Source organism: Phytoactinopolyspora endophytica (genome assembly GCF_004138495.1).
Taxonomy (GTDB): Bacteria; Actinomycetota; Actinomycetes; order Jiangellales; family Jiangellaceae; genus Phytoactinopolyspora; species Phytoactinopolyspora endophytica.
In genome coordinates, this window is record NZ_ML142864.1 from 155,159 (window position 1) to 165,508 (window position 10,350).

Here is a 10,350-nt window from a genome sequence, read left to right on the forward strand (position 1 = left end):
CAGGATCGCACCGGCGATCAGCAAGAGGGGGAGCGAGCCGAGCCAGACGGCCGTGGTGATGCCTGACCAGCCTCGGATGGCGGCCGTACCGTCCAAGCCGGTGAACCGGGTGACCACCCAGAAGTAGGAGTCGTTGAAGTAGCTGCACGCCATCGATCCGGCACAGCACGCAAGCGCGGCGGCTACGGGTGAGATGCCGAGCCCTGTCACCAGAGGTGCGGACACCGACGCCGCGGTGATCATCGCGACCGTGCCCGATCCCTGGGCTATCCGGACCAGGGTGGCGATCAAGAACGGCACCAGGACGCCGGGCAGGTTCCACGAGGCGATGGTGTCGGCCAGCTCGTCGCCGACGCCGGAGTCGCGGAGCACCTGCCCGAGCGCGCCGCCGGCACCGGTGATGAGAAGGATCAGGCCCGCGGCGGATGCGGCCTGGGCCATCCACCCACCCACCTGGCTTCGGGTGATCCAGCGCGGCAGCAGCACGTACACGGCGAGCAGGATCCCGACGATCAGTGCCACGGCGGGGTTGCCGATGAACGCCATCACCTCTGCGACGCTGGAAGGCTCGTAGGCGTCGTCGTCGGCCAGAACCCCCTGCTGGTTCTTATCGATGGCGGTGCTGACCGTGCCGGCGACGATCAGCAGCAGCGGGACCAGCAGCGGTAGCACCGCGATACCGGCCGACATGCGGTGCCGCTGACCGCCGGACGGCGGCTCGCCGAGGGCGTGGACGACCTGGATCGGCTCTTCCCGCGCGGCGGCGTCGTCGGTGGAATCGTCGGTAGTGTTCCTGGTCGCGACGGTGGTGCCGGCTGGGGATTGCTGAGCGTCGGCCGGTGCGGCGTCGGACCCGCCGGGTGAAATTGTGGACCGCTCGCCGGTGGCGGTGGTGCCGGAGCTGTAGACGGCGTCGCGTACCTCGGGCACGACCTGGCTCTCGAGCTGCGGGCCGATCCACTTGGCGTACATGACCACCACCGGCATCAAGAGCACGGTGAAGACGAGTCCGGCCAGGATGAGGCCACCGAGGTCGGCACCGATGATGCCGGCGACCGCCAGCGGCCCTGGGGTCGGTGGGACGAGGTGGTGGGTGAGGGTCATCCCGCATCCGAGCGCCAGGGCCAAGGTGACATAGCCGGCGCCCTTGCGCCGGGCGATCGACCGGGCCAACGGGTTCATGATCACGTAGCCGGAGTCGCAGAAGACCGGGATGGAGACCAGGCCGCCGGTGCTGGCCATCGCCCACGGCTCCCGGCCCTTGCCGAACGCCCGGACGAAGGCCTGCGCAAGCGCGTCGGCGGCGCCGGAGACCTCGAGGATCTTGCCGACGGCGACGCCGAGCCCGATGACGATTCCGATCGATCCCATGGTGCTGCCGAAGCCCGCGGTGATCGAGTCGATCGTGTCCACCGCGGGGGAACCTGCGACGAACCCGACGACGAGTGCGGCGATGAGCAGGGCGACGAAGGCATCGAGACGGGTCCACAACACGATCACGACGATCGTGGCGATCCCGAGAATGAGCGCCGCCAACAGTTGGAGATCCACGTCGATCCTCCTGAAGGATGGTGTAGCGCGTCACGGAGACATTGCGGTGTGCGACATCATGCGGCATCAACATGCGCAGATCAACCGCTGAGAAGGAGTTTTCTGCTCAAAACGAGCAACTCTGGCGGCCCGTGGTTCGCTTTGCGCATCTCACGGGACACTAGGCCGCCGGCTTGCGTCCTGCGAAGTGGCGGCCAGAGAGCTCGGATCGCAGGACGTTGGTGATGGGTGGAACGCGCTCAGGCGGCGAGATGCTGGGAACGGTGCTGGCTTGGGCTGACGCCACGGAGGCGTTTGAACGCGACGCTCAGGGCGAACGCGTTGGCGTAGCCCACTTGACGGGCGATCGACTCGATGGTCGCGTCGGAGCTGCGCAGCAAGTCTCCCGCGACGGCGGTGCGCCAGCCGGTCAGGTAGGCCATCGGGGGCTCGCCGACCAGCGCACTGAATCGGCGGGCGAAGGTGGCCCGCGAGGCTCCGACCTTGTCGGCCAGGCCTGCCACGGTCCATGGCTGCGATGGGTCCTCGTGGATGAGGCGCAATGCCTCGCCCACCAATGGGTCGGCCTGCGCTCGGTACCACCCCGGAGTCTGCGCCTCAGGACGATCGAACCATGCCCGGAGCGTGGCGGCCAGCGTCACGTCGAGCATCCGGTCGAGAACGACCTGCTGGCCTGGCTCGTCGCTGCCCACCTCGGCGGCGAGCAGGTTCATCGCGGCCCTGCAGGTGTCCTGACCGGGGACGACGAGAACCCTGGGCAAGGCGCTCAACAGCCGGGCGCTGACGTCGCCGCTGACCTCATATGAGCCGCTCATGACCACGGTCGCGCCATCCGGGCGTTCGCCGCAGGTGCGGGTCGACATCCGAAGCTCTTCAGTGACGTCGGTGCCGTCCGGGGTCGTGTACCTGCCGCCGGCGTGGACGATGAGATCGGGTGAGAGGGCGGGATCGTCGGCCACCGTGTACGGGTCCGAGCCGCAGATGATGACGATGTCGCCCTCACGCACGAATGTCGGCTCGACATCGTCGGGCACGATCCAGGCGTGCCCACGCAACACGGTGGCCAGTGCGAGCGGTGCCTGGTCGAGGATCCGCAGCGACCAGGGCGGTTCCAGGATCGCCTGGTTGAGCAAGGCGCTCTGCGCTCGCGTGCCATCGATCAAGCCACTGAGCGCATCCATGTCGTCAGCATAAGTGAGACACACAGAAATGCAATAGAGCTTCGTAGCCATGGAGCGTCTCACCGAATCGCGGTCGAATGGTGTGTGTCCGGGAAATCTCCGGCCATGGCGGACGAGCGCCGTAGCTGGCCGAGATCCCACCGGACGACCCCGGGGCTTTCATGATCACTACGTCAATAAGGAGACGAACCATGTATGCGATAGCAGGTGTGACGGGTCACGTCGGCGGCCACGCCGCCAGGGAACTGCTGGGCCGCGGAGAGCGCGTCAGAGTCCTGGTCAGAACTGAAGCGAAGGGGAAGGAGTGGGCGGACCGGGGCGCCGACGTCGCTGTCACCGATCTGCGGCACCGCTCCGGCGTGGCCGAGGCCCTGCACGGATGCCAGGGTGCGTTCCTCCTGCTTCCGGCTGTCGAGCCGGAGGAGGACTTCCATGTCGAGCAGCGCCGCACGGCGGATTCGATCGTGGGTGCGGTCGTGGACAGCGAGGTGCCCCATGTCGTCATGCTGTCGTCGATCGGTGCCGAGTTGACGGAGGGCACTGGACCGCTACTTCCGCTCAACTACCTGGAGAACGAGCTGCGGGAGACTGGCACGGTCCTCTCGGCACTGCGCTCGTTCCACTTCCAAGAGAAGGTGGAGACCGTCCTGGGAGCGGTCCTGGAGGCTGGGATCTACCCGAACTTCGGTGAGTCCGCCGACGTGTCCAAGCCGATGAACGCCACCCGGGACATCGGCTCACTCGTCGCCGACGTCTTGGTGGCGCCGCCCGTCGCCAGCAAGATCGTCGACGTCGAAGGCCCGCACTACACCGAGCAGCAGGTTGCCGACACGCTGTCGGCTCTGCTCGGCAAGCCGATACCGGTGGTGAACATTCCGCCCGCCGGATGGGTGGACTCGATGGTGGAGGGCGGCGTCTCCCGGCATTTCGCCGAGGTGCTGGCGGAGCTGTACGCCGCGGATGAGCAGGACATGCTTCAGTCCAGGGGGGACCGCGTGCACCATTGCCACACGGAACTGGAGGAGACCCTCCGCAGCATCCTGCCCGTCAACGTCTGAGGAATCGCGGCATCGATCTCGTCCTGCGTTCTTCCTTGATCATGTGCGGCCAAGCCGGATCCGGTCGTACATGATCAAGGAGGACGTGGGTGCGCGAGCCTCGGCCGGTGCGCAAGCGGCAGAATGGACTCGGAACGAAATACAGAGTCTATAGGAGGCACCAGTGGCCGTAGAATCCCGTGAGATCAGCATCGGAACCCCCGCGCCGGACTTCACGCTGCCGGCCGCGGGCGGAGGAGAGTACTCGTTGTCCTCGTTCGGTGACTCGCCCGTGCTGCTCGTGGCGTTCGTCTGTAACCACTGCCCGTACGTGAAGCACCTCGAGTCGGCCTTCGGCAGGCTGGCTTCGGAGTACTCCGGAAAAGGCGTCTCCACGGTCGCGATCTGCACCAACGACGCCGACGCCTATGCCGATGACAGCCCTGCCCACCTCGTCGAACAGGCGACACGGGCTGGGTGGTCGTTCCCTTACCTGGTCGATGCGGACCAGAAGGTCGGGCTGGCTTACAACGCGGCGTGTACGCCGGATCTGTTCGTGTTCGACGCCGACCGCCGGCTCGCTTACCACGGGGCGTTCGACGAGAGCACGCCTGGTAACAACAAGCCGGTCACCGGTGACCTGCTGCGCTCAGCGTTGGACCTGGTCCTGGCTGGACAGCAGGTTCCGGCGCCGCACCGACCGGCCATGGGCTGCTCCATCAAGTGGAAGCCCGGCAATGAGCCGACCGGATGAGGACTTCCGGGCCGGCTACGCGTCGCACGTTGATACCGCGCAGCAGAGCGACATGTGTGGGCACGAACCGAGCTTATGCCCCGAGGATGCCGGTGAGCAGCCATTGAAGGCCGGAGGCGAAGTTGCCGGAGAGCTCGGCGGAGCCCAGCGGCCGGTCCTCGCTGGGTTCGGGGCCTGCCGACGTGGACAGCGCGGCGAAGCCGATCGTGTAGACGATCAGCACGCGCCGCGCCTCATGTGCCGCGGGCCCAGTGACGCCGGCCTGTGCGAGCAGCGCGAACATGACGTCTCCGAGTCGCTGTGCGTGTGGTCCTCGCGCTCCCTGTCGCGCCAGGTAGAGCGGTACCAGGTCCGGATGGTCGAGGAGCACCGTGTAGGACGAGGTCATGATCCGTACCAAGCCCGCGTTTGCCTCTGTGGTGTCCGGATCCGGCACGACGACGGCTGCCAGTACCTCGTCGAGCAACTCGTCGACCAGGGCCGTCTTGTTGGCGACGTGACTGTAGATGGCGTTCGGGGCGACGCCGAGCCGAGTCGCCAGCCCGCGCATGCTCAGGCCGTCGAGCCCCCGTTCGATGAGCAGCTTGTGCGCCGCCTGAAGGACACTCTCCCGCGTGAGTCCGGCTCGCTGTCCCGGGGTTCGTGCTTCGCCCATCTTGTTTATTGTACAGCGTTCAGCTAAATTGTACGGTGTACAGCTGATGAGAGGGGTTTGCCATGTGCATGGTCTCCGCGGTGACGGGCGAAGCGGCTGGAGTTCCGTTTCTCGCCGTCCCACCAGCCAACGGTTCACGTCTGACGGCGCCGATCGTCGTCGCGTGGCACATGATGGATGCACCACGCACGGAGGGCGCGTTCGCGGCTGCGCTGCCCCTTGACGGGCTCGACGCCTGGCGTATCTACCTCGGGCTGCCGCTGTGCGGCTCGCGCCTGCCGGAGGGCGGCTTCGACGAGATCATGCGCCTGGGGTACGAGGACGCCGTGCTCAATCTCCAAGGCCCTGTTGTCACGCAGGCCGCCGAGGAGTTTCCGGCCGCTCTTGACGAGCTTCGCCGCCGGTTAGGTCTCGGCGACGGGCCGGTCAGCCTGGTAGGGGGCTCCGTCGGTGCCGCCGTCGCGTTGCTCGTCGCGGTGGAAGGGGACATAGCCGTCGAAGCGGCTGTGCTGGTCAGCCCTCTGGTGCAGCTGCGCCCGGCGGTCGATGCCATGGCACGCCAGTTCGGCTTCGACTATCCCTGGTCGACGGCCTCCGATGAGGTCGCCGCGCGGCTGGACTTCGTTGCTCGCGCTGACGAGATCGCGCAGTCCGGTGCGCCTGCGATGCTGCTCGTCGTCGGTGAGAAGGACGACGCCGACGGCTTCATCACGCCGACGCACGCCCTGCGTGACGCATTGGCCGACAGGTACGCGGAACGCCGGGCCGCTCACCCGGGCACGGCGAGAACCGGCGGATCCCTCGCCGGAGACGGCGACCGGGTCCGCATCACGGTGGTGCCGGGTATGGCGCATGCCATTGCTGAGGAACCCGGCATGGAACCGGCGCCGCAGACGCCGCATGCCGCCGAGGTCGACCGGCACACCGTTGACTGGCTGCGTCGTCACCTCTGACCAGTCATATACGTACTCAGGCCTCCTGGGCGCGTGGGTCGCCGGCCTCGATGACGTAGGACGCGTCGGTCCGGAGCTGAGCATCCGGTTCCGAGACGCGGTCGACGACGCGGAAGTCGGCACTGTATGTCTGGCTGTCCAGGCGGCACGACACATAGCCGCGCCGGTTGTTGTTGTAGCGCAGGTGCGGGTTCTCCGGCTGCAGCAACGGCCAGAAGCTGGAACGATCACTGCCGTCGCCGCCGGACGAGATCGACGAGCACACCAGCTCCGTCCCTAGTACCGGCGACGTCTCGTCCTCGAAGTCACGCCGCAGGTCGGCAAGGTAATGGGAGTGGATGTCGCCGGTGAGGACGACGAAGTTCTCCACTTCGCGTTCGGTGATGAAGTCGAGCAGCCGGTGGCGCGACGCCCGGTAGCCGTCCCAGCCGTCGGGATAGCCGCCGTCGCGTGGGTCATCCGCGGTCGGGCCTCCCTCCTCGGCGTCGAGGTTGGCGAAGAAGATCTGCTGTGGGACGACGTTCCACACCGACTCGGACCGGGCGAGGCGATCCTCGAGCCAGCCTGCCTGGGCGTCGCCGAGAATGGTGGCGTCCGGGTCGAACTCCTCGCCGCAACCGGCGGGAAACTCGTCGCCACACGGCTGGTCGGTGCGGTATTGCCTGGTGTCCAAGACGCTGAACGATGCCGTGTTTCCGTAGGTGAACCCGCGGTACAGGGGCATGTCCGGTCCGGTGGCTCGCCGGTCCTGCCGGATCGGCATGTTCTCCCAGTACGCCTTGTAGGCGGCGGAGCGCCGGGCGAGGAAGTTCTCGGTCGTGTCGTTGCCCTGCCCGGGGTCCTGGTTCTCGGGGACGTCGTCGGCATAGTTGTTGTCGACCTCATGGTCGTCCCATGTCACGATCCACGGCGCGGCGGCGTGCGCCTCCTGAAGGTCCGGATCGGTCCGGTACTGGGCGTAACGTCGCCGGTAGTCGCCGATCGTCCGGATCTCGTCGCCGACGTGGTCACGTACGTTGCCTCCGGGCGCGACGTAGCCGCCCGGTGCGTACTCGTAGATGTAATCACCGAGGTGGAAGACGACATCCGGGTTCTCCTCGGCCAGGTGCCGATAGGCGGTGAAGTAGCCGTGCTCGTACTGCGAGCAGGACACGAACGCGAACGCGACGGCCGGCGCCGTGCCCAGGGCCGGCGCGGTGCGGGTGCGGCCCACTGGAGACGCCTCCGACCCGACGATGAACCGGTACCAGTACCACCGATGCGGCCGCAGACCCTTGACGTCGACGTGGACGGCGTGACCATCCTCCGTCCTGGCCAGGGCGACCCCCTGGCGGACCGGCTTGCGGAAACTCTCGGACTCCGACACCTGCCACCTCACCGGCACGTTCCGCCTCGGCATGCCACCGTCCGGCTCCAGCGGCTCCGGTGCGAGACGCGTCCACAGCACGACGCTGTCCGGGAGAGGATCGCCGGAGGAGACTCCTAGAGTGAACGGGTATTCCAGCCGGCGCGACGCCGCAGCGGTGGTGGTGGCTGAGCTAAGACCCGGAACGAGTGCGGCACCGGTGACCGCACCGGCGCCGATCAGCAATTGACGACGGTTCACGAGCAGGCGACGGGTCATGATGAGGCACCTTTCGGTTCAGGGTTGCCTCGATCGAACCGGGGCCGGGTGAACGGCGGGACGGCCGGCGGTTGACGCTTCGATGCCTGTTCTATGACGCACAGGTGGCGGCCCCGCCATCCGTCGCGGACGGCGGGGCCGGGTTGGACGTTTCGCTAGCTCGAGGTCTTGATGCGGCCGTAGAGGACGAGGGCCCAGGTCAGGAGGCCGAACGCTGTCGTGGCCAGAACGGTACGCACGATGTTCCAGCCGATCCATCTGGCCTCGTTGAAGCGTTCGCGCACGGCTGCCAGGTCGGCGATCTGGTCGGGATCCCCGGCGGCCTTGATCTCGTCGTTCAGCGGAACGTTCACGGCCATGGTGATGATGAAGACGATCAGATACAGAACGGTCGCGACCAGGGCCCAGGGCAGTACTGACCGGCCGTCCTCGCGAAGATGCAGCGCGGCCGTGAGCGCGGAGAATACTAACGCGCCGACGAAAGCCAGCATGAATACCGGATTGATGATGGCTCTGTCGATCGACTGGAAAGAGCCGACGAACGTCCGGTCGTCGGTGTTGCGCAATCCGGGCATGATAGACACGGCGAAGATGCCGAAGGCGCCCGCCATGACCCCGGTCGTCAGTGTGGCCGCAATCAGCGACATGACTCTGATCGTGTCGAACATATCTTCTCCACAACTCTCGGTCTGACGGCCGGTCGGCAGCTCACCGCGGACCGCGGGGGCCGTGCCGCTCAGACGTTGCGTAGATATTCAACCGCTCAAGCACTGAGACGATCCATCGCCAAGAAGCTCGACTTCATGTCTGTGCGTCTAGAAACTGCGTCGTGAGCTGCGTCGCCGCCGCCAGCTTGTTCAAAACCCGGCTGGGTCTTGACGACGGCATATACGAGGGATGGCCAGCGCCGGTCCTACTGGTCTCTGGCGTCGATGCGGAGCTTCAGCAATTCCGCGAGCGGCATGGATTCGCCGTCGCGTGCACCCGCCCCGACGGTGAGCGGTGGATCGGACGGTATCGGACGGACACCGAAGAGGCGGGACGCCAGGCTGGCCGGCGTATCCAGGATGTAGAAGTCACCGTCGACGCCGACCGCCAGCGAGCCGTTGCGACGCAGATACCATCCGGTGATCCCGGTGCGGTAGGTGGTGCGCGTTTCCGGGACGCGGGCGCGCAGCGGTCCGGGCGCTATGCCCTTCTCGGTCATCGTGCGCACGAAATTCGCCAGGAGTTCGCGGGCCTGGGCGGTCTCGGCCGCTTTGCGTCGGTCCAGGGCCGCGGCGTGCACGGCGTAGGCCTCACGGCGCTCCTCACGCCAGCTCGTTTCGCCATCCATCTCTGACCACTCTAATGCCCTCCCACGAGCATGGCGCGGTGAGTGGCCGTTGAATGCGCCTACGCAGGGCATCTCGGCGTGCGGTCAGCGCACCATGCACGTGATGCCACTGACCGAAACGGAGTGAACTGCCCTGTCCTACCAGGCATCCGGTTCCCTCACCATGTGCACGATCCCGGCCGGGTTAAGGAACCAGCCGCCACGGAACCCCTCCTCCAGGGGCTCAATAGGGTCACACCGAACGACACCGGCCGATGCCAGCCGTCGGGCCGTGCCTTCGAAATCGTCTGTGTAAAGCTCCAGCCACACCTCGGCTTGGCTCAGGGTCGCCACCTCGTCGATCCAGAGTCGGTTGCCGGCCAGCTCAAAGCCCACAGCCGGAGCCCTGTCGACGACCGGCCTTAGACCAACCACGTCACGGTAGAACGCAACGACAGCATCCACCTGGTGCGGTGGCACCTTCATCGCTATGTCGATACCCCCGCGCATTCCCTCGGCAGGAGCTTCGGCAATTTCGGCGTCCAACTTCGTCCCCTCTCTTGTCGGTAAGGAGCATTGCGCGCCCCTTACATCGGCCTCCGCTCGGCGGCACGTTTGATGGCGTGGAGTCGCCGATCCCATGCCGCGGCGAGATCCGCCATCCACCGGGCGGATTCGTCGAGCGGTTCCGGCCGCACCTGGTACAACACCTCTCGCCCCGCGCGTCCGGAGCTCACTAAGCCGGCGTCCAGGAGCACGTTGAGATGCTTGACGACGGCCTGGCGGGACACCGGTAACCGATCCGCAAGCGCGGTCGCGCTGGCTTGGCCGGTCTCCGCCAGAGTGTCCAACAGGTGACGCCGGGTCGGGTCCGCCAACGCGACGAGCACCGCCCCGACGTCATCCCGGCCTAGATTCATGCGGCGACCCGCTCCGCGCGTCCCTTGATGACGGCCATCTGCTCCGCCCAGCCATCGACGTTGCTGTCGAACGACTTCGTCCGTGTCTCCTCCACGGCATCCAGAGAAGCGAAGCCCGACTCGATGACACGCAGCACGGTCCCGTCGCCCTGCGGCTGCAGGAAGAACTCGATCAACGTGGAGTTACCGTCGCGGAGATCCTCCCCGGGAAACGCGCTGGCCCAGCGGAACGAGACGTAACTCTGCGGATCGACCGTCTCGGTGCGGACCGGAAAGCGCCCCCATAGCGGATCCTCGACGACCTCGACGTCGCCCTCCCGATGGCGTTGCTGGCCTGACCGGTCGTCTTCCCGGCCGATC

The 10,350-nt window shown here is 66.8% G+C and carries 12 protein-coding genes; 3 read left to right on the forward strand and 9 right to left on the reverse strand.

Translation table 11 applies throughout. From position 1 onward, the window contains the following. Together ELR45_RS25885 and ELR45_RS25890 are read right to left on the reverse strand one after the other, a co-directional pair. On the reverse strand, positions 1-1,551 hold a 1,551-nt coding region (locus ELR45_RS25885; protein WP_205857278.1), incomplete at its 3' end, for a GntP family permease. A gap of 239 nt (positions 1,552-1,790) precedes the next feature. After that, the gene (locus ELR45_RS25890; protein WP_129668910.1) at positions 1,791-2,732 is read right to left on the reverse strand and encodes an AraC family transcriptional regulator; all 942 of its coding nucleotides are present in this window, start codon (positions 2,730-2,732) and stop codon (positions 1,791-1,793) included. A gap of 191 nt (positions 2,733-2,923) precedes the next feature. On the opposite strand from ELR45_RS25890, the gene ELR45_RS25895 reads away from it, so the two are divergent. Continuing rightward, positions 2,924-3,790 (forward strand): NmrA family NAD(P)-binding protein, encoded by an 867-nt coding sequence (locus ELR45_RS25895; RefSeq protein WP_165368102.1) that lies wholly within the window; start codon positions 2,924-2,926, stop codon positions 3,788-3,790. A 163-nt stretch (positions 3,791-3,953) separates the two neighbouring features. Continuing rightward, on the forward strand, positions 3,954-4,523 hold the full coding sequence (locus tag ELR45_RS25900) for a thioredoxin family protein (RefSeq protein WP_129668912.1): 570 nt from the start codon (positions 3,954-3,956) through the stop codon (positions 4,521-4,523). A 73-nt stretch (positions 4,524-4,596) separates the two neighbouring features. Here the strand turns inward: ELR45_RS25900 and ELR45_RS25905 are convergent, their stop codons facing one another. Then, positions 4,597-5,178 carry a TetR/AcrR family transcriptional regulator gene (locus ELR45_RS25905; RefSeq protein ID WP_129668913.1) on the reverse strand — a complete coding sequence of 194 codons (582 nt, stop codon included), beginning with the start codon at positions 5,176-5,178 and terminating at the stop codon, positions 4,597-4,599. An 80-nt stretch (positions 5,179-5,258) separates the two neighbouring features. Between ELR45_RS25905 and ELR45_RS25910 the strand changes: the two genes are divergently transcribed. Continuing rightward, complete coding sequence (locus ELR45_RS25910) at positions 5,259-6,131, forward strand: alpha/beta hydrolase family protein (RefSeq protein ID WP_205857279.1); 873 nt, start codon at positions 5,259-5,261, stop codon at positions 6,129-6,131. A gap of 16 nt (positions 6,132-6,147) precedes the next feature. Here ELR45_RS25910 and ELR45_RS25915 read toward each other — a convergent pair whose 3' ends face one another. The 6 genes from ELR45_RS25915 to ELR45_RS25940 all read right to left on the reverse strand — a co-directional run. Continuing rightward, positions 6,148-7,755, reverse strand: coding sequence for an alkaline phosphatase D family protein (locus ELR45_RS25915; protein ID WP_129668915.1), 1,608 nt, complete (start codon positions 7,753-7,755; stop codon positions 6,148-6,150). A 155-nt stretch (positions 7,756-7,910) separates the two neighbouring features. Then, positions 7,911-8,402 (reverse strand): anthrone oxygenase family protein, encoded by a 492-nt coding sequence (locus ELR45_RS25920; protein WP_205857280.1) that lies wholly within the window; start codon positions 8,400-8,402, stop codon positions 7,911-7,913. A 266-nt stretch (positions 8,403-8,668) separates the two neighbouring features. Beyond that, positions 8,669-9,091: a hypothetical protein gene (locus tag ELR45_RS25925; protein WP_129668917.1), complete on the reverse strand. Its 423-nt coding sequence runs from the start codon at positions 9,089-9,091 to the stop codon at positions 8,669-8,671. Positions 9,092-9,229: 138 nt separating this feature from the next. Continuing rightward, positions 9,230-9,580, reverse strand: coding sequence for a VOC family protein (locus ELR45_RS25930; protein WP_129668946.1), 351 nt, complete (start codon positions 9,578-9,580; stop codon positions 9,230-9,232). 77 nt (positions 9,581-9,657) lie between these two features. Next, positions 9,658-9,990, reverse strand: a complete 333-nt coding sequence (locus ELR45_RS25935) for an ArsR/SmtB family transcription factor (RefSeq protein WP_129668918.1) — start codon at positions 9,988-9,990, stop codon at positions 9,658-9,660. Next, a partial coding sequence (locus ELR45_RS25940) for an SRPBCC domain-containing protein (protein ID WP_205857282.1) occupies positions 9,987-10,350 on the reverse strand: 364 nt, incomplete at its 5' end. The genes ELR45_RS25940 and ELR45_RS25935, both read right to left, overlap by 4 nt.

Coding starts and splice junctions, on each gene's coding strand:
- ELR45_RS25890 (WP_129668910.1), bottom strand. CDS start 2,732: ATGGATGCGCTCAGTGGCTTGATCGATGGCACGCGAGCGCAGAGCGCC.
- ELR45_RS25895 (WP_165368102.1), top strand. CDS start 2,924: ATGTATGCGATAGCAGGTGTGACGGGTCACGTCGGCGGCCACGCCGCC.
- ELR45_RS25905 (WP_129668913.1), bottom strand. CDS start 5,178: ATGGGCGAAGCACGAACCCCGGGACAGCGAGCCGGACTCACGCGGGAG.
- ELR45_RS25915 (WP_129668915.1), bottom strand. CDS start 7,755: ATGACCCGTCGCCTGCTCGTGAACCGTCGTCAATTGCTGATCGGCGCC.
- ELR45_RS25920 (WP_205857280.1), bottom strand. CDS start 8,402: ATGTCGCTGATTGCGGCCACACTGACGACCGGGGTCATGGCGGGCGCC.
- ELR45_RS25925 (WP_129668917.1), bottom strand. CDS start 9,091: ATGGATGGCGAAACGAGCTGGCGTGAGGAGCGCCGTGAGGCCTACGCC.
- ELR45_RS25930 (WP_129668946.1), bottom strand. CDS start 9,580: ATGCGCGGGGGTATCGACATAGCGATGAAGGTGCCACCGCACCAGGTG.
- ELR45_RS25935 (WP_129668918.1), bottom strand. CDS start 9,990: ATGAATCTAGGCCGGGATGACGTCGGGGCGGTGCTCGTCGCGTTGGCG.